The 17,959-nt window shown below is 65.2% G+C and carries 19 protein-coding genes and 1 pseudogene; 14 read left to right on the top strand and 6 right to left on the bottom strand.

Going from position 1 to position 17,959, the window contains the following annotated elements; genetic code table 11:
- Positions 1–594: 594 nt before the first annotated feature.
- Positions 595–678: pseudogene (locus RAD16_RS34080) on the bottom strand (response regulator); the annotation flags it as partial.
- Positions 679–967: 289 nt separating this feature from the next.
- Here RAD16_RS34080 and RAD16_RS34075 point away from each other — a divergent pair.
- The 4 genes from RAD16_RS34075 to RAD16_RS34060 all read left to right on the top strand — a co-directional run bounded on the left by RAD16_RS34075 (position 968) and on the right by RAD16_RS34060 (position 3,473).
- Positions 968–1,678: a Crp/Fnr family transcriptional regulator gene (locus tag RAD16_RS34075; protein WP_458162233.1), complete on the top strand. Its 711-nt coding sequence runs from the start codon at positions 968–970 to the stop codon at positions 1,676–1,678.
- 180 nt (positions 1,679–1,858) lie between these two features.
- On the top strand, positions 1,859–2,557 hold the full coding sequence (locus RAD16_RS34070) for a Crp/Fnr family transcriptional regulator (protein WP_458162232.1): 699 nt from the start codon (positions 1,859–1,861) through the stop codon (positions 2,555–2,557).
- 149 nt (positions 2,558–2,706) lie between these two features.
- Positions 2,707–3,084, top strand: a complete 378-nt coding sequence (locus tag RAD16_RS34065) for an Hpt domain-containing protein (protein ID WP_458162231.1) — start codon at positions 2,707–2,709, stop codon at positions 3,082–3,084.
- 140 nt (positions 3,085–3,224) lie between these two features.
- Positions 3,225–3,473 (top strand): hypothetical protein, encoded by a 249-nt coding sequence (locus tag RAD16_RS34060; RefSeq protein WP_458162229.1) that lies wholly within the window; start codon positions 3,225–3,227, stop codon positions 3,471–3,473.
- Positions 3,474–3,543: 70 nt separating this feature from the next.
- Here the strand turns inward: RAD16_RS34060 and RAD16_RS34055 are convergent, their stop codons facing one another.
- A complete protein-coding gene (locus RAD16_RS34055; protein ID WP_458162228.1) occupies positions 3,544–4,167 on the bottom strand; it encodes a LuxR C-terminal-related transcriptional regulator in 624 nt (207 codons plus the stop codon).
- Between the two features lie 338 nt (positions 4,168–4,505).
- Between RAD16_RS34055 and RAD16_RS34050 the strand changes: the two genes are divergently transcribed.
- The 3 genes from RAD16_RS34050 (at position 4,506) to RAD16_RS34040 (ending at position 7,930) form a co-directional block, all read left to right on the top strand.
- Entirely contained in the window at positions 4,506–5,669 is a 1,164-nt protein-coding gene (locus RAD16_RS34050) for a hypothetical protein (RefSeq protein ID WP_458162227.1), read from the top strand.
- 336 nt (positions 5,670–6,005) lie between these two features.
- Positions 6,006–6,431, top strand: a complete 426-nt coding sequence (locus RAD16_RS34045) for a hypothetical protein (RefSeq protein ID WP_458162226.1) — start codon at positions 6,006–6,008, stop codon at positions 6,429–6,431.
- A 284-nt stretch (positions 6,432–6,715) separates the two neighbouring features.
- Positions 6,716–7,930, top strand: a complete 1,215-nt coding sequence (locus RAD16_RS34040) for an EAL domain-containing protein (protein ID WP_458162225.1) — start codon at positions 6,716–6,718, stop codon at positions 7,928–7,930.
- Between the two features lie 11 nt (positions 7,931–7,941).
- Here RAD16_RS34040 and RAD16_RS34035 read toward each other — a convergent pair whose 3' ends face one another.
- Positions 7,942–8,802: a DMT family transporter gene (locus RAD16_RS34035; protein ID WP_458162224.1), complete on the bottom strand. Its 861-nt coding sequence runs from the start codon at positions 8,800–8,802 to the stop codon at positions 7,942–7,944.
- 176 nt (positions 8,803–8,978) lie between these two features.
- Between RAD16_RS34035 and RAD16_RS34030 the strand changes: the two genes are divergently transcribed.
- Complete coding sequence (locus RAD16_RS34030) at positions 8,979–10,349, top strand: aminotransferase-like domain-containing protein (protein ID WP_458162236.1); 1,371 nt, start codon at positions 8,979–8,981, stop codon at positions 10,347–10,349.
- Here RAD16_RS34030 and RAD16_RS34025 read toward each other — a convergent pair.
- The 3 genes from RAD16_RS34025 to RAD16_RS34015 all read right to left on the bottom strand — a co-directional run bounded on the left by RAD16_RS34025 (position 10,346) and on the right by RAD16_RS34015 (position 13,242).
- Complete coding sequence (locus tag RAD16_RS34025; RefSeq protein ID WP_458162223.1) at positions 10,346–10,942, bottom strand: GDYXXLXY domain-containing protein; 597 nt, start codon at positions 10,940–10,942, stop codon at positions 10,346–10,348. The genes RAD16_RS34030 and RAD16_RS34025 overlap by 4 nt on opposite strands.
- A complete protein-coding gene (locus tag RAD16_RS34020; protein ID WP_458162222.1) occupies positions 10,939–12,210 on the bottom strand; it encodes a DUF2157 domain-containing protein in 1,272 nt (423 codons plus the stop codon). Before RAD16_RS34020 ends, RAD16_RS34025 begins: the two co-directional genes overlap by 4 nt.
- Positions 12,211–12,321: 111 nt before the next feature.
- On the bottom strand, positions 12,322–13,242 hold the full coding sequence (locus tag RAD16_RS34015) for a LysR family transcriptional regulator (RefSeq protein WP_458162221.1): 921 nt from the start codon (positions 13,240–13,242) through the stop codon (positions 12,322–12,324).
- A gap of 139 nt (positions 13,243–13,381) precedes the next feature.
- On the opposite strand from RAD16_RS34015, the gene RAD16_RS34010 reads away from it, so the two are divergent.
- From RAD16_RS34010 to RAD16_RS33985, 6 genes are read left to right on the top strand one after another with little or no spacing between them, the layout of a single operon-like run.
- Positions 13,382–14,398 (top strand): ABC transporter substrate-binding protein, encoded by a 1,017-nt coding sequence (locus RAD16_RS34010; RefSeq protein WP_458162220.1) that lies wholly within the window; start codon positions 13,382–13,384, stop codon positions 14,396–14,398.
- Positions 14,395–15,135, top strand: a complete 741-nt coding sequence (gene rutB, locus RAD16_RS34005; RefSeq protein ID WP_458162219.1) for a pyrimidine utilization protein B — start codon at positions 14,395–14,397, stop codon at positions 15,133–15,135. Before RAD16_RS34010 ends, rutB begins: the two co-directional genes overlap by 4 nt.
- Complete coding sequence (rutC, locus tag RAD16_RS34000) at positions 15,132–15,518, top strand: pyrimidine utilization protein C (protein WP_458162218.1); 387 nt, start codon at positions 15,132–15,134, stop codon at positions 15,516–15,518. Before rutB ends, rutC begins: the two co-directional genes overlap by 4 nt.
- A gap of 1 nt (position 15,519) precedes the next feature.
- Entirely contained in the window at positions 15,520–16,320 is an 801-nt protein-coding gene (locus RAD16_RS33995; RefSeq protein ID WP_458162217.1) for an ABC transporter permease, read from the top strand.
- A 33-nt stretch (positions 16,321–16,353) separates the two neighbouring features.
- The gene (gene rutD, locus RAD16_RS33990) at positions 16,354–17,145 is read left to right on the top strand and encodes a pyrimidine utilization protein D (protein ID WP_458162216.1); all 792 of its coding nucleotides are present in this window, start codon (positions 16,354–16,356) and stop codon (positions 17,143–17,145) included.
- Entirely contained in the window at positions 17,142–17,951 is an 810-nt protein-coding gene (locus RAD16_RS33985; protein ID WP_458162215.1) for an ABC transporter ATP-binding protein, read from the top strand. The genes rutD and RAD16_RS33985 overlap by 4 nt, the downstream gene beginning before the upstream one ends.
- Positions 17,952–17,959: the final 8 nt, after the last annotated feature.

The raw sequence follows: 17,959 nt of genomic DNA, 5'->3' as shown, positions 1-17,959 counted from the left end.
CAGGCGGAAGATGTTATCCAGGATCTTGGCGTTGTTCGGCTCCTGCTCGAACTTCACCAGTTGGTTGTCGACGGTGTCCAGGCTCTCGCTGGTCTCCGTCAAAAACTCCCGCAACAGATCATCCATGGACACGCCTTACTGAACTGAACTTCGACGCCTGAGCCGCGCCTGGAATCGGCGGAAGTCTTCGCTTTCGATCGTTAGACAACCCCTTTCACGGTCCCGTTAATTTCATCCTCCGTGCTAATACGGATATTGAAACGAAGTTTGCCATTCGACCGCATGGGCCTGCGGTTTTCCGCAGATCCGGCACGCGACGTCAGGCGCGCAACGCGAGAGGTAAACGCGCGGATAACAGCGTCACGACGTGCGCAAAAGAATCCTGACAATATCGGGGGATATGCACGGACGGCGTGAAGAGATTCAGATCACGCGCAATCGGTGACGCATGCGCACGGCATTTCGTGTCCGATACGCAGCATGGGTGCGGGCCGCTCGCACGGTAAACGAAGAATTACCCGACGGCTGCGACCGTCGATAATCCCTAACGCAAACCTGCGGCCAGAGACTTCTACTGCAGACTTCGCGCTCTCGCAGGCATTCATTGATGATGACGAGGAGTGCGTCGGGCGTGAACGGCTTGCGCAGACAACGCGCTGCGCCGAGTTCGAGCGCCATGAGGCTCCGACAATCCATCGGTGTCCGACGGCCGTGCGGATGCAATGGTTGCGGCTCACGAGGTCCCCTACCACCCTTTCCCGGATCTTGATGCAGGACAGACTCACCGGACGTGTGCGCGAATCGGCGCGCTTTTCTTGATCCCGCCGCAAATGCCACAGGCTGTCTGCCCTCCAACGGGTATATGGACGGCGCCACAACCCTTACAATATAATTATCTTGCCGTGCAACCGGATGACGAACCGGACGCGGCGCGGATCGTCCATCGCACACGTGGAATTGAGTCTGCATGACCGCGCGCGGCCACCCGCCCAACCAGCTGCTGCAAATGCTCGACGCGGCTGACCTCGATCTGCTGCGCCCCCATCTCGCGACAGTCGAAATGGTCAGGGAAACTGTCCTGGGTGAGGCGGGCGCCGCGCTGAAACATGTCTACTTCCCGCACGCCGGTTCGGTGTCGATCACGGTCGGCCTGTCCGAGGGGCAGATGATCGAGGTCGCGATGCTGGGCCGCGACAGCGTCGTGGGCGGCGGCGCCGCGCTGGCCGATGGCATCGCGCCGGCGGACGCGGTCGTGCTGTTCCCGGGAACCGCGTCCGTGCTTGAAATCGCGGCCTTCCGCGCCGTCGCGGCCGCAAGCGTCCCGTTTCGCAGCCTGATGATCCGCCATGAGCAGGCGCTGCTCGCACATGCGCAGCAATCCCTGCTCTGCAATACGCTGCACCCGGTCGAGGCCCGGTTGGCGCGCTGGCTGTTGCGTGCCCGCGACCTCTCGGACAGCGAGATGCTTCCGCTGACTCAGGAGACGCTGGCGCAGATGATGGGCGTACGGCGCAACGCCATTTCCCTCGTCGCGCATGCCCTCCAGCGCGCCGGCATCATCCACTATACGCGCGGGCAGATCGAAATCATCAATCTGCCCGCGCTGAAGACGACGTCCTGCGATTGCTATGCAGCCGTGAAGGCCCGCCACGCGGCCATCATCGGAATCCGGCAATGACGCAGATGCGATGCACTGCATGCCGCTATGCACACAAACGGCATCGCGTAGTCGTCCGGATTCCAATGTACCAATTGCCAATATATCCCGACGTGAACATGGTGGAACTTACGCGCATTGGAAACGAATTCGCTCATTGCGATTAACGGGCGCGGGAGAAGGGAGGCAGCTTTGGAAACGATGGTGCGTCCATCCAACGGTTTCCTGTCCGCACTATCGGCGGACGATTATGAATTGCTCCGCCCGCATCTGCGCACGATCGACCTGCCGCACGAGGCCGTGCTGGTCGAGACCGGCGAGACGCTCACGCGGGCCTATTTTCCTCATCGCGGCGTCATCTCGCTGGTGGTGAAGCTCGCCAAGGGCGAACATGTGCAGGTCGCCATGATCGGGCGCGACAGCCTGCTCGGAACGCTCTCGACCATGGGCGATGCCTCCGCGCTGAACACGGCGATCGTGCTGGTTCCCGGCGCCTCGTCCGTGATGGATCTCGACCGCCTGCGCATCGCAGCCGACCAGAGCAGCACGCTACGGACGTTGCTCACGCGCCACGGGCTGGCGGTCTACGCGCAGGTGCAGCAGACCGCGGGCTGCAACGCCGCCCATCCCGTGGAATCGCGGCTGTCGCGCTGCCTGTTGCACACCCATGACCTGTCGGGCGACTACCGTCTGCTGCTGACCCAGGAGGCCATGGCGCAAATGATCGGGGCGCGGCGCAACAGCGTGTCGCTGGTCGCCCATACCTTGCAGCAGGCCAATTTCATCCACTACAGCCGCGGACACATCCAGATTCTGAACCTGGACGGCCTGCGCCAGACCGCCTGCGAGTGCTATGCCACGGTGAAGAACCAGTACGACCGGCTGCTCGGCCAGCGCTGACCGGTCGCGTGGTAAATCTGCGGCTAATGCCGGCCTGCAAACACGCATTGTCCTGCTACCGGAACTGAAATTCAAATGCCGTAGAAACGGTGCACCTCGTGCCGCACGGGCCGCGCGACCAACCAACCGTGACCAGGACAGGCAGCCCCATGTTTGAAGTGACCGTCGCGCCTGCCGAGCTGGCGCTCGATGCCGAGCCCGCGCGCGAGCCGGGCGCATACGCCGCACTCGTGCGCGAGATCGGCGAGGATGGCGCCGGTGAGGTACGCATGGTGTTCTGGAGCGAGACCTCTGCACGCCTGCAACTGTTCCGCACGCTTTCGCTCGCCCAGCACCACGCCAGGATCACGCGCGAAGCGCATTCGCTGAAAAGCGCGGCCGGAACGTTCGGCTATGCCAGGCTTGCGGCGCTGGCGCTGCGGCTGGAGAAGAGCGCGGAGACGCTCGGCGATGCCGCATTCCACGATCTCCTGGATCGGATGGACGCCGCCTACGCCGCCGCGCGCGCGCAGGAGCCGCAGGCCTAGACACGCTTTCCAGCGTCCAATTTCGCGCGAAAACGAATCCGGCAAAGCGCGTGCGAAACCCGCCGTACTTCTACGGTTTGGGATTTTCACAGATGGCTAATCATAGGTGGCGATAGTCGCGGGAAACCAGGAGGGTTTCCATGTTCACCTACGAGACTGCGGACCAGAAGGAAGTCCGTCGCTTCCGCATCGCCCAGTTCAACGGTCGCATGGCGACGGTGACGTCCGGGGAGTCGACGGTGACTGGCTTCGTGCGCTCGGTCCTGGAGCAGGAATCGAGCACGCCCCCGCGCTGGACCATCACGATCATCCCGAACGCGCCGAAGGAAGAGATCAAGCCGCTGCGGCCCTCGTCGCGCGCGCGTCCCTTCGCCGAAGATTATTTCTGAGCAGAATCGGAAAGCCCGGGATTCCGATATCCCGGGCGCGCCGCCGGCCGGCGGCATAACGCCGGCAGCCTCAATCTATCGAATGCAGCAGCGCCGCGCGGACGAGGTCCGCAGTGTTGCGGGCACCGAGCTTGCGCATCGCCTCGGCGCGATGGCTCTCGAACGTGCGCGGACTGATCTGCATCCGCAGCGCGCCCTGCTTGTTCGAATAGCCCTCGCTGATCAACCGGAGCACCTCGCGTTCGCGCTTGGTCAGGCGCTTTTGGCCGGGTGGGCCCGGCAGCTCGGCACTCGGCAGGCGCGGCGCTTGCTGGGCGCGCGCGACCTTCAATTCGGGGGCCTCGGTCACGGACGGGACCGGCAAGCCGCCCTTATGCGGACCGGCCAGCTGCTTGACCAGGCCGCAGACGCGCTCGGTCTGCGCCAGCGCATTCTCGACCACCCGCTGCAAATAGGCCCGATCGCCGGTAACAGGCGCGAGCTGATCGCTGTGGTGCTTGATTTCGCCCATGTAAAGCAGGAGCGCGGTCAGGGGGCCGTTGAGCTCGCGGGCGATGGCGGCGGCCATTTCGTCGGCCGCCTTGGCGCGGGCGGCGTTCAGGCGGACGAAATCGAGCTCTTCAGCTGGAGCGGTGCTGCTTTCGTGCCATTCCGACGGCGGCGAATCGGTGGCCGTATCATTCTGTGACCCCATGTGATCTGTTTAGCGGAACCGGGGGCGGTCTGTGGTTAACTTTTTGATCCGTAAGACTACGGTGATTTTGACAATTTTGCGCTAAAATACCGGCGGCGGCACAATTTATGCTTGCGCGAGACTTGCGGCGATCATTCCAGGGTTGAGGATTTCGCCCGGATCCCCGAGCCGCCCGGCCGAAAACCCCGACCCATCGCCATCCGGCCGGTCCCGCCGCCCCGAATTTTACGGAATAATTAACGGCAACTTGCTTCTCTGGATCACGATTGAGAGCGCGCAAATGCCTCCATGCATTGAGCCTGTAGGCTTGCTGGAATCGTTGCGAAAGATTGCGTGCCATGAACGAGATCAATCGCCTGTCGGAATTCCTGCAGCGGCTGACGCCGCTGTCGCGCAGCTGTCTGCTCAGCGAGCTCGAGCGGCTCGAGCTGTGCGGCATCGACATGCCGGGCTCGGCCGGGATCCAGGCACGCCTGCGCGCCGAGTTTCGCAAGGACGGATCGACCCAGGCGCGCGCCACCAGCCCCTCGCGCTATTTCTTCGCGCCGCTCGAACTGCTGCTGATCGACGGCGCGCCTGAGCATGCAAACGCCGGGCGGATTTCGCGCAACACGCTGACCCCGATCTGGGAGTGGATCTGCCGCGACCTGCTGCCGACCATGGCGCGCGACTACATCAAGGCGATCAACGACCAGGTGGCCGCCAACAATCCCAAGGAAGTGCTGAAGACCGCGTCGACCTTCCAGACCAAGGTCGTCAAGGTGCTCGAGAACACGTTGGCTTCAGTCGAGAGCACAGAGTTCGCCCGCGGCAAGCTCGCGCAATATACGGCCTCGCGCACCGCTTTCGACGACGTCCGGAAGATGCAGCAAGTGCTGCGCGCCGGCGACGCGCTGCCGAAGTTCAACGAAAAACTGCCCGAGAAGATCGCGAAATTCGACGATGGCCAGGTCGCGCAGATCACCGCGCAGCTCGACGCCTTCAAGAAGGCCCATCCCGATGCGCTCCCCTTCGCGCTGGCGCTGGTGGCGCGGCGGCTGAAGACGTCGTGGGAACTGGTGCGCCTCGCCACCAGGGCCGCCGCGAGCAAGAGCGCGGCCGATGTCGCCGCCACGCCCTATGCCTGTGTCGTTCCCATGGCGCTCGACCGGCTCGACGACAAGCGCCTCGCGCTGAGGGTCGCGCTCCGGCACAACCGGGTGCTGGTCGCACGCGACCTGCTGACCGAAATCTACGACACCGAATACGCGCTCAAGGTCCGCATCGACGGCATCGAGGCCAGCGAATGGGGCATCCGCCTGCAGCAATTGATGGACTCGATCGCAGCGCTGGTCTCGGCCGAGGTCAGCCGCTTTCCGTCAAATGTCGGTCACATCCTCGGCTCGCGCCGGCTGCGCAGCCACGACACGCTCGGCGGCAAACTTTCCTATCTGGCCTGGAAGGGACGAGACGCCGTCCAGGACGGCGCGGCAGCGTTTCGCAAACTGATCGGGCAGACCTGATATCGCGCCCGCGGCTAATCCATCCGCGGCAGGCACAGGAAGCGATCCATAAATCGCCCTGACAGCACGAACCTGAACCACCAATACATCATTCGCCGCATCGACATAGCTGTAATCCTGAACAGCCCACCACCGGCTGGGTGGAGCAATAGCGCAGGTGCAGCAATGCGCATGTGATGTAGTTCACATTTGCGCCGTGACGCCGGCGCGCATTGTCGCATAACCGTCACGAGCGCGGGCGGGAACATGCGCGCATCGCGTGAAAATGAGTTCGTCCGCCGCGCGCCTCGCCCCTATTCTCCGGTCCATCGCATGAGCATTGGGAAGGAGTTCGCGATGAGATCGAACCGACGACCGTTGACGGCGGCGGCCTTGCTTGCCGGCGCGCTGGCGCTCACGTCGACGACGATGGCGCAGACGTCGCCGCCGCAGAGCAATGCTGCGCCGACCGCCGACAACGCGGTGCTGCTTACCGTCTTCTTCAAGCACGACCAATCGCGTCCGTTGAACGAGCTGAACGCGCAGCTCGAGAAGCAGGGCTATTACAAATCTTTCCCGCCATCAGGAATCGAGGTCGTGAGCTGGTACGTGATGATGGGAATCGGCCAGGTGATCACGCTGCGCCTGCCGGCCTCGCGCCTGCGCGAGGTCAATCGCATCATCGAGGATACCGCGTGGGGTCCCTACCGCACCGAGTTCTATCCGACCTACGATTACAAGGCCGTCGGCATGGCTCAACACGACAAGGCCACAGCCAATTGAGGCGTCCATTATTCAATTGGGCGAAGCGCGTGCGGCTTCGTCCAATTACAGGACATTGGCGCGCGCGCAGCGGAATCGCACATCGGGAAAATCTTGCATGATTTGCCGCAGGCGCGTGCGCGACGCGCAGTCAGACGTAAAAACTTCTCGAAGAAGATCCGTACAATTTTAGAAATGATGCGAGCTTTAACGTTACCCAGATAATTCAACAATCGGGTGAAGCCCTCCTTATTTGAAACTGCTCCCGTCGCTAACACCGGTCACGGAACGGGAGTTGTTTTGCGATGAACGATGAACTTGTTGAGCTCGCCGGACGGAGGCCAAAGACCTTCGGGCGGCGAAAAATGACGCCGCGCGCGTGCGTGGCTGACAGCAAACGCCACTTGCGCGCCTTCATGAGCGAGGTGCTGGAGGATCTCGGCTTCGTCACCAGCGAATGCGCCAGCGCCGACGAGCTGCAGGCGATGCTGTCGAGCGAGCTGCCGGATCTGATCCTGCTCGGCATCGCGGCCGATGGCATCGAGCCGGGAAAATTTCTGGAGATCCTGGTGCGCGAAGCGTTCGACGGCAAGGTTCTGGCCGTCGGCGCCCGCGAGTCGATCATCGTCAAGGCGGTCCAGCAGGTCGGCGAGGAATATGGCCTTGCGATGCTGCCGCCGCTGACGACGCCGTTTGCCGCGGAGACGCTGCGCGAGCGCGTGGCGATGCTGTTGCCGGAGGAGCCGGCACCGAGCCCGGCCGTGCATGTCGGCGAAGCGCTTCATGCCGGCTGGCTCGAGCTCTGGTACCAGCCCAAGATCGACGCACGCACGCTGGTCCGCAGCGGTGCCGAGGCATTGGTGCGGATGCGGCATCCGACCTGGGGCGTGGTGCCGCCCGCCTATTTCATTCCCGAAGCGCACGACCCGCATTTGCGCGATCTCTCGGAATTCGTGATCGGGCGCGCCCTGCAGGACTGGCACTATCTGCTGGAGCGGCAGAGCCAGGTCGATCTCTCGATCAATCTGCCGGCCTCGTATCTGAAGGAGCCGCACGTCGTCCACGATCTCTGCCGCCGGATGCCGACGCATCCGGCGTTCGGCGGACTGACGATCGAGATCGACAGCGAGGAAGCGATCCGCGATCTCGACCTCCTGACCGAGATCGCGCGCGAGATGCGCCTGCACAATATCGGCCTCACGATCGACAATCTCGGCGCCAACTGGCCGTCGTTGATGGATCTGGACAAGATCCCTTTCATCAAGCTGAAGGCAGACCGCCACTTCGTCACCGGCAGCGGCACCGATCGCCTCAAACGGACGGTGTGCCGTCACATCGTCGAGCTGGCGCAGGGCTATGGTGTGCGCGCGGTGGCCGAAGGCGTCGAGAGCCGCGCCGACCTCGTCGCCGCCAACGAGCTCGGCTTCGACTTCGTGCAGGGCTTTCTGTTCGGCAAGCCGATGCCGCTGAAGAAGTTCGCACGGAGCACGCTGACGCGAACGGTGATGGATCAGGCCTGAGGCATGCGGCCTCAGGCAAACCGTCGCGCGAAGAACACGAAGACGACCACCAGCGCGGTTGCGGCGATCATGCTCCAGGCGACCGGCTCGTGCAGCAGGAAGCCGGCGAGCGCGAGGCCGAAGAACGGCTGCAGCTGCTGCAACTGACCGACGCGCGCGATGCCGCCGATCGCAAGGCCGCGGTACCAGAAGATGAAGCCGACGAACATGCTGAAGACCGAGACGTAAGCGAGCCCGATCCAGGCGGGCACGCTGACGCCGCTCCATGTCTGCGGCCAGGTCAGGATCGCGACCGGGATCATCAGCGGCAGCGCGAGCAGCAGCGCCCAGGAGATCACCTGCCAGCCGCCGAGCCGGCGCGACAGCGCAGCGCCCTCGGCATAGCCGAGCCCGCACAGCACGATCGCGGCGACCATCAGGAGATCGCCGGTAACCGATGTAGAGCCGTCGTTCGAGAAGGCAAAGCCCACCACCGTGGCGCTGCCCAGAATTGCGAACAACCAGAACAACGGCTGCGCCCGCTCGCCGCCGCGCAGCACGGCGAAAATCGCGGTCGACAGCGGCAGGAGGCCGATAAAGACGATCGAATGCGCCGAGGTAATGTGCTGGAGCGCGAGCGCGGTCAACAGGGGAAAACCGACCACGACGCCGATGGAGACGATGGCCAGTGAGACGAGATCTTTCCGCTGCGGCCGCGCCTGACGGAGCAGGAAGAGAACGACCACGCCAATCAGCGCCGCGATGACCGCGCGCGCCGATGTCAGGAACAGCGCGGAGAAGCCGCCGACCGCCACGCGGGTTGCCGGCAAGGAGCCGCTGAAGATGATGACGCCGAGAAGCCCGTTGCCCCAGCCGCTGCCCGCAGATTGCATGTCCGTCCCATTCTTTTGAGTCGCGACACTCGGCCTTCCGCGCTGGCGAGGCCAGTCACAATCCAGTACAATCCGGCGAAACTGTATAGGTATGGAAGGTCATACACTTGGACAGCGAGCACTTGGATCGCGAGACGCCAGTCAAAGGTCGCGGCGGAACGCGGACGATCGACGTGATGGACGCGATCCGCGCCAAGGTCGCCGGTCGCGCGCTCGGTGCCGGCGACCGCCTGCCGTCCATTCGCAGCCTCGCCACCACGATGGGCGTTTCACCCTCCACCGTCGTCGAAGCCTATGATCGCCTTGCCGCGGAAGGCCTGATCCGCGCCCGCCGCGGCTCGGGCTTCTATGTTTCGCCGACCGTCACGCCGCCGCTGGCGCTGACCGAGGCCGAGCCGCGCCGCGACCGGGCCGTCGATCCGTTCTGGGTCTCCAGGCAGTCGCTCGATACGGACGAGGCCGTGCCGAAGCCCGGCTGCGGCTGGCTGCCGCCGGAATGGATGCCGGAAGCAGCGTTGCGCCGGGCCACCCGCGCGCTCGCCCGCACCGACGCCAGCGTGCTCACCAATTACGGCTCGACGTCCGGCTCCCTCGCGCTGCGCCGGCTGCTGCTGACGCGCCTCGCCGAAGACGCGATCGAAGTCTCGATCAACCAGTTGATGCTGACGGGTTCGGGCACGCAGGCCACCGACCTGATCTGCCGTTTCCTGCTCCGTCCCGGCGACACCGTGCTGGTCGACGATCCCTGCTACTTCAATTTTCGCGCGCTGCTGCGGGCGCATCAGGCCAAAATCGTCAGCGTACCCTACACGCCGTCGGGCCCCGACATCGCGCGCTTCGAGCAGATTCTCGAGGCCGAGCGGCCGCGGCTCTACATCACCAATTCAGCGCTGCACAATCCGACCGGCGCGACGCTCTCGCTCCAGACCGCGCACCGGCTGTTGACCGCGGCCGCCGCCCACGACCTCACCATCATCGAGGACGACATCTTCAGCGACTTCGAGCCGGAGCGCTCGCCGCGCCTTGCCGCGCTCGACGGCTTGAACCGCGTGATCCGCATCGGCAGCTTCTCCAAGACGCTGTCGGCCTCGGTGCGCTGCGGCTACATCGCCGCGCGCGCCGACTGGATCGAGCATCTCGTCGATCTCCAGGTCGCGACCAGCTTTGGCGGCCCGAGCCCGGTCGCGACCGAGATCATTGCGAAGGTGCTGGCCGGCGGCAGCTATCGCAAGCACATGGACGAACTCCGGCAGAAGCTGACGCGCGCGCGCCGCGACGTCGCGCGAAAACTTGGGGCGTTGGGCATCGAGCCCTGGCTGATGCCGCGCGGCGGCTTCTTCCTCTGGTGCCGCCTCGCCGACGGGCAGGATGCCACGGCGGTCGCCCGCGCGGCGCTCGAAGAGAATGTCGTGCTCGCACCCGGCAACGTGTTCAGCGTGTCGCAGACGGCGTCGCACTTCATGCGCTTCAACGTGGCGCACATGAGCGAAGCACGGATGTGGGACGTGCTGCGGCGGGCGTTGAAGGCGAAGCCGATCGATCGCTAGTACAACGGCTCCTCGTACACGGGCTCTCCGTCGAGCAGCAGCCGCTTGATGGCGGCGCGGCCGGAGGGCAGCACGGCGGCGGCGACGCGGAGCTTCTGCTGGTTGCGGGCCTGCTCGAGCTTCCTGCCCTCGCCTTCGGGCACGAAATAGCTTTCGAGACCGTATTTGATGGTCAGCTTGTCGCAGAAGATGCGGCTGGTCGAGCCGCAGGAATAGCTGACGCGGCCGCGGATCAGGATTTCGGGCGCGGTGACCGCGACAGGCTCGGCGGACACCGAGACAGCCTCGTAAAGGCCGCCGGGATTGGGCGCGAGCTTGACGAACACAACGGGATTGCGCGTCTCGGCGGTCTTGCCGGCGAGTGCGCCTGCCGCCAGTTGCGAGATGTCGTAGCGAAGCACGACATAGTCGCCGCGCAGGAAATCGCGGGGATCGACCGGCTGGGTCTGCAGGGTCACCTCACGGCCTTCGCGCAGGATCTGCATGCGGTCGGCGACCATCAGGACCAGCAGCACGCATTGCAGCAGGATGGCGACGCCAAACAGAACGGCTCTCGGGATGCGCTGCCAGAACCTTGTGATGGACTCGATCATCGCTGAGCCCTCGGCAGCGCGCGATTGAGCGCAGTGGAAAATACGACGGCGATGACACCGGCCGCCGCAAGAAAGGCCGAGCGGCGCAGCAGAGAGCCCTTCACCGCCCAGGTGATGCCGGCGATGACCCCGGCGATCCCGAGCCATCCGGCCACGATGCGCGGGCGGACGTCATCGAGCATGCCGGAGACGACGAGGCAGAGCATGGCGCAAAGCAGCGCGGCATAAGCGAACCAGGACTCGCCGGCCGCAGATGCCGGCCAGATCGGCGCGGCGAGCAGGACGAGGCCGATCGCGCAGGCCGCAAGGATCTCGCCTGTGCGCTTCGTGAGCGCGGCGGAGACGAGAGCGAGGACCACGCCCGCAGCCCCGCACAGGATCGCCCATAGCGGCTGGGCCGACGCCGCACCGGTCCGGAAGCGGAAGAGGTCGTCGACCGTCGTCACCTCAAGGAAGGCGACGATCGCCAGCGCAAACGCGCCGTAAACCGACAGAACGGCGCCAAGCCGCCCTGCCCGCGGCGACCGCGCAGCCGCGATCGCGAGCCCCGCACCGAACAGCAGGGCCGCACCGTTCGCGAGCACGAAGGACGGCTGGGCAGCATCGAAGTCAAAACGAAGCGACGTCGCGATCCACCACGGCAGCACCGCGATTGCGACGAGGTGGGCCGCGACGCGCGAATTCCAGGCAAACGCAAGCGCGGCGGCGATCAGCCAGGCCACCACGAACGGAAGATGCAGGACATCGGGCGCATCGTAGATCCGCATGCAGGTCCAGATGCAGGCCGCGACGAGGCCGACCGCGAGCGCGCCGCGCGAGCCGGTCAAGAGGGCCGCGGCAAACGCGCCGATCGACCACAGCAGCATGCCACCGGCAAAATCATCGCCCAGATGGTACATCTGGCCGACCAGCGCGATGCCGGCGCCGAAGATGATCGCGCTGATGCTCGCGCAGAGGTCGGCAAGGACGGTGCGGCCCGTCGTGGCGAACCACGCGCCGAGACCGCCGGCAACGACCATGCCGGCCAGCAGGATCGCGAAGCGCAGCAGCCGCGCGATCTCGGTCCAGTGCGCGGCGACGAAAGCGAGAAACGCGGCTGCGATCAACAGGCCGCCGACGATGGCGACCACCACCGCGATATTGATGCCGGGCGATAGCGGCGGCAGCACGTTGCGGATCGAGGCGGCCGCCGTCGGCGCGATCACGCCATCGGCTTCCCATTGCGCGAGGTCAGCTTCGAGGCGCTGCCGGTAGGCCTTGTCGAACATCGTCGTGAATCACCTGACTGCCTGCCGGCAGCTCTCTCCCTGCCGGTCGCGGGATGTTGGTCGGATTGCGACGATGGCAGGTTCAACCCCGTCATCGCCACGCTTTGCGCGTCAGCCGGCAAGCTTCTGGTCGCGGATCGCCTGAGCCCCCGCCAAAATGCCGCGTTGAAGCGCACGCGCGGCCGGCGAGAGGTCGCGGCCGATGCGCCAGATCAGATAGAGCTCGCGCTCGATCACGGGCTCGACCAGCTTGCGCCAGGTCAGCACGGGATGGTCGGCCTCCGGCCAGGCGAGACTCGGCAAAGGCGCAACGCCGACACCGGCTTCGACCAGCGCCAGCAGCGTGGCGGGATGCTCGGCTTCATGGATCGGCGTGCCGTGGCCAAGCTCGGCGACTCCGCGCTCGATCTCGAGCCGGATCCCGGTGCCGGATGCCATCACCACGAGGCCGGCTTTCGACGCCTCCGTCCAGCTCACGGCATCGCGCACGCTGAGCGGATGATCGCGGCGCATCACCAGCGCGAAATTGTCGACGAGCAGGTGCGAGGCATCGAGCTCGGGATCGTCGCCCGGAACGTTCGCGATGCCGAGATCGACATCGCCGCCGCGCAGCGCCGCAAAGATCTGGTGCCGTGAAATCTCCTTCAGCGTCACCGCCACCATCGGATGCTCGCGCTGGAATGCGGCGAGCACGCGCGGCATCAGCCGCAATGCCACCGACGGCACGCAAGCCACCGTGACATGGCCGCGGCGATGTTCGCGCAGGTCGCGCAGATCCTGGAGCTGGCGATCGAGATCGGCGAGCAGGCGCTGGATGCCCGGCATGAAATCCGCACCGACCTTGCTGAGCTGAAGCTTTCGCGTGGTGCGGTCGAGCAGCCGCACCTGCAGACCGTCCTCAAGCTGGCGCACGGCCTGGCTGACGGCGGATTGCGACATGCCGAGCGCGCGCGCTGCGGCGCTGAAGCTGCCGGTCTCGACGACGCGGACAAAGGCGCGGAGCTGTTTCAGGTCGAGGTGATCTATCAGCATATCTTATAAATATATCTCTCTATTCCGGATTGTTGATGAAAATCTCCAATGCAAGGATTTTGGGCGAAGACCAGGAATGACCACCAATTGAGCAGATAGCGAGCTAACTCGTTGTTCTGACAAGCCAAAGGACTGGGACGTGATCAACAGACGCGACCTCGTGAAATATTCTCTCCTCGGCGCGGCCACAGCGCCGCTGACCGGCCTCGGCACCCCGGGCTTCGCGGTCGGCAGCAAGGTCGCGATCGCCGAGGCGCTCCGGCTCGGCATGTACAACTCGCTCTATGTCGCCGCGGACAAGGGGCTGTTCGCCAAGCACGGCCTTGATGCCGACCTCTCCACCGCCGGCGGCATCGCCCTGCCGGTGCCGATCCTGCTGTCCGGCCGCGGCCAGATCGGCGTCACCAGCCCGGGCATGTCGGTCAACGCGGTTCGCGAGGGCGGCAAGATCAAGAACATCGCGAAGATCGTCGGCGGCGTGTCGATGTGGGGCATCGCCAAGCCCGACAGCAAGATCAAGACGATCGACGATCTGCGCGGCAAGACCGTCGCCACGCTGAAATTCCCGTCCTCGACCATCCAGGTGCCGACCTACGCGATCAAGACCGTCGGCAAGTTCGATCCGAAGGAAGCCGGCGTCACTTTCCTCGAATTGCCGCCGGGCGCGCAGGCCGCCGCAGTGAAGGACGGCCGCGCCGACATCGCCACCGCCTTCGAATGGGACGTCAGCATCGCGGCCGAACAGTTCGGCCTCGTGCCGGTGCTGTCCTTTGCCGACGCGCTCGGCTCCCTCTGCTTCACCACCGCGATGGCGACGGAAGAGACGATTGCGAGCAACCCTGCGGCTGTGCAGGGCTTCTGCAACGCGATCGCCGAAGCGCAGAAGCTGATGCACGAGAACAACGCGGTCTTCACCGAGGTCGCCGAAAAGTATTTCCCGAAGGTCACGCCGGCGGTTGTCGCGAGCGCGACCAAGAACTTCTTCGGCTCCAGGACCGCGATCCCGCGCAACCCCACCATCTCCGCGGACGAATGGGACCGCGCGATGCAGCTCGAACAGGGCGGCGGCGCGGTGCAGACCGTCCTTCCCTACGCGCAGATGGTGGACAATCGTTTTGCCGAGCAGGCCACCAAGCAGTTCGGGCTCGCGTCATGACAGTGAATACGTCTCCCGCGCGTGAGGCGCGTTACGTCACCCTGCCGGCGCGGCCCGAGCCGCTCCGGCTCGCCGTCGACGAGACCGCCGTGGTCGTCGTCGACATGCAGAACGCTTATGCTTCGCCGAACGGCTATCTCGATCTCGCCGGTTTCGACATCTCCGGCGCCAAGGCCGCGATCACGGCGATCCAGGACGTGGTCAGCGTCGCGCGCGGCGCCGGCGTTCCCGTGATCTTCTTCCAGAACGGCTGGGATGCCGACTACGTCGAGGCCGGCGGGCCGGGCTCGCCGAACTGGCACAAGTCGAACGCGCTCAAGACCATGCGCAAGCGGCCGGAGCTGCAGGGCAAGCTGCTCGCCAAGGGCGGCTGGGACTACGCGCTGGTCGACGATCTCCAGCCCAAGCCCGGCGACATCGTGGTGCCCAAGACGCGCTACAGCGGCTTCTTCAACAGCCAGTTCGACAGCATTTTGCGCGCCCGCGGCATCCGCAACCTCGTGTTCTGCGGCATCGCCACCAATGTCTGCGTGGAGTCGACGCTGCGCGACGGCTTCCACCTCGAATATTTCGGCGTGATGCTGGAGGACGCGACGCATCAGGCCGGACCCGACTACATCCAGAAGGCCTCAATCTTCAACATCGAGACATTCTTCGGCTGGGTCTCGTCCGCAAGCGACTTCCGCCGCGCCTTTGCCCAGACCGAAGCCGTTCCAGCCAAAGAGGACTCGCTATGACCGACCGCGCCATTATTCCGACCGGCACCCACGCCCCCATTGCCCCGTTCTCGCCGGGCATGATGGCCGACAACGTGATCTACGTGTCGGGCACGCTGGCCTTCGATGCCAACAACGACGTCGTGCACGAGGGCGATGCCGCCGGCCAGACCCGGCACATCCTCGAAACCATCAAGCGCGTGCTGGAGACGGCGGGCTCGAGCCTTGCCGACGTCACCTTCAACTCCATCTTCATCACCGATTGGGCCAACTACGGCGCGGTCAACAAGGTCTATGCCGAGTATTTCCCGGGCGAGAAGCCGGCGCGCTTCTGCATCCAATGCGGCCTCGTGAAGCCGGCCTGCCTCGTCGAGATCGCCTCGATCGCGCACAAGAGGTCGTGAGGTGGCCGTGCTCGACGCTGGCCAGGCCGCGGTAACGGGCGGCGCGCGATTCAAGCTGCCGTCCGCATTGCGGATTGCGCTGCTCCAGATCGCCTTGCTGGTGGCGCTGCTCGCGGCCTGGGAGCTTGCGATCCGCTTCGGCCTCATCGCGGTCTATCTCTACGGCCAGCCGAGCGGCATCATCGCGAAGGGTGCCAAGCTGATCGCCAGCGGCGAGCTGTTGCGGGACGCGGCGCTCACCGCATGGGAAGCGATCGCGGGTTTCCTGATCGGGACGGTGCTCGGCAGTGCGGCGGGACTTTCGCTGTGGCTGGTGCCGACAGGCGCCGCGGTGCTGCGGCCTTACCTCATCGCACTCAACGGCCTGCCGAAAATCGCACTGGCGCCGCTGATCATCGTCTGGTTCGGCATCGGTCTCTCCTCGAAGATCGCGATCGCGGCGATCATCACCTTCATCGTCGCGGTCATCACCGCGCTGCAGGGCGCCAAGGAGGTCGACGCCGATCTCGTCAAGCTGCTGCGCTCGCTCGGGGCCTCGCGGTGGAAGACCTGGCGCACCGTCATCGTCCCCGGCGCGATGCCGTGGATCGTCGCGGCCTTCCGCCTCAATGTCGGCTTCGCCCTGATCGGTGCCGTCGTCGGCGAGTACATCGCCTCCAAGGAGGGCCTCGGCTACATGATCTACTACGCCGGCGTGCTCTACGACCTCAACGCGGTCTGGGTCGGCATCGCGACGCTGATGGTGGTGGCCCTGCTGATGTACGGCGCGATCGATCTGATCGAACGGCGCCTGCTCTCCTGATCCGACACACATCACTCCAATAGCTGGGACGTCATGGCTTTTGCACGCGGCGAGAACGCCGACATCTATTACGAACTTCACGGGCACGGCACGCCGATCGTGCTCTCCGCCGGCATGGGCGGCAGCGGCTCATTCTGGGCGCCGCAACTCGGCGCGCTTGCGGCACACCACCAGGTCATCCTCTACGACCACGTCGGCACCGGCCGCAGCGCAGCCGGCAGCCGCAGCATCGCCGGCATGGCCGACGACATCGCCAGCGTGCTCGACCATGCCGGCGTCGATACGGCGCATGTGGTCGGCCATGCCATCGGCGGCATCGTCGGCATCGAGCTCGCATTGCGCCACCCCAAGCGCCTGCGCAGCCTTGCCGTCGTCAACGGCTGGGGCCGCGCCGATCCGTTCCTGAAGCGCTGCTTCGAGATCCGCAAAGCCCTGCTCAACCAGTCCGGCCCGCAAGCCTATGTGCGCGCGCAACCGCTGTTCCTCTATCCGCCGCAATGGATTTCCGAGAACATCGCCCATCTCGATGTCGAGGAAGAAAAGATCCTGAAGCACTTCCCCTCCGTCGCGACGATGAACCAGCGCATCGACATGTTCCTGGCGTTCGAGGGCGGCAGGCGGCTCGCCGAAATCAACGTGCCGACGCTGCTGTCCTCCGCCAAGGACGACGCGCTGGTGCCGTCCTATCTCACGCGCGAGCTCGCCGCCGCCATTCCTGATGCCCACGTGCACGAGGTCGATTGGGGCGCACACGCCTTCAGCGTGGTTACACCAAAAATCTTCAACGACACGCTGCTCGACTTCTGCAAGAAGGTAGACCGATGAATGCGCTGGCGCATAATCTCGCAGCTTCAGAACCGATCGTGCTGCGCGCCGAGAATGTCGGCGTCACCTTCGATGGGCAGGGGCGGCCGCTCGAGGCGATCCGCAAGGTGGACTTTGAGCTCCGCCGCGGCGAGACGCTGGCGATCGTCGGTCCTTCCGGCTGCGGCAAGTCCACGCTGTTCAATGCCATTGCCGGCCTGCTGCGGCCGACCCACGGCCATGTCGAGGTCGGCGGGCGCCGCGTCGACGATGCTGCCGGCCATGTCGGCTACATGCTGCAGAAGGATCTGCTGCTGCCATGGCGCAGCGTGCTCGACAACGTCATGCTCGGGCTGGAGATTCGCAAGACGCCAAAGCCGCGTGCGCGCGAGATCGCGCTGGAACTGATCCGGACTTACGGCCTCTCTGGCTTCGAGCACGCCAAGCCGGCGGCGCTGTCCGGCGGCATGCGCCAGCGCGTCGCCATCATGCGCACGCTCGCCTTCGACCCTGAGGTGATCCTGCTCGACGAGCCGTTCTCAGCGCTGGACTTCCAGACCCGCCTCCTGATGCAGACCGACGTCTCCAGGATCATCGCCGAGCGCGGCAAGAGCGCCATTCTCGTCACCCACGACATCGGCGAGGCCGTCGCGATGGCCGATCGCGTGCTCGTGCTGAGCGCACGCCCGGCCACGGTCCGGTCGATGCACGTGATCGACCTGCCCCGCGCCGGCCGCGACCCCGCCGGCCTGCGCACCGACCCGCAATTCCAGGACTATTTTGCGAAGATCTGGGCCGATCTGGAGAAGCCGGCCGGCGTGGCGTGAGGATCGCG

This window comes from Bradyrhizobium sp. 18BD (genome assembly GCF_054185225.1).
The sequence above is the reverse complement of the archived record's forward strand: the minus strand, read 5'-3'. Positions and strand labels throughout refer to the sequence as shown.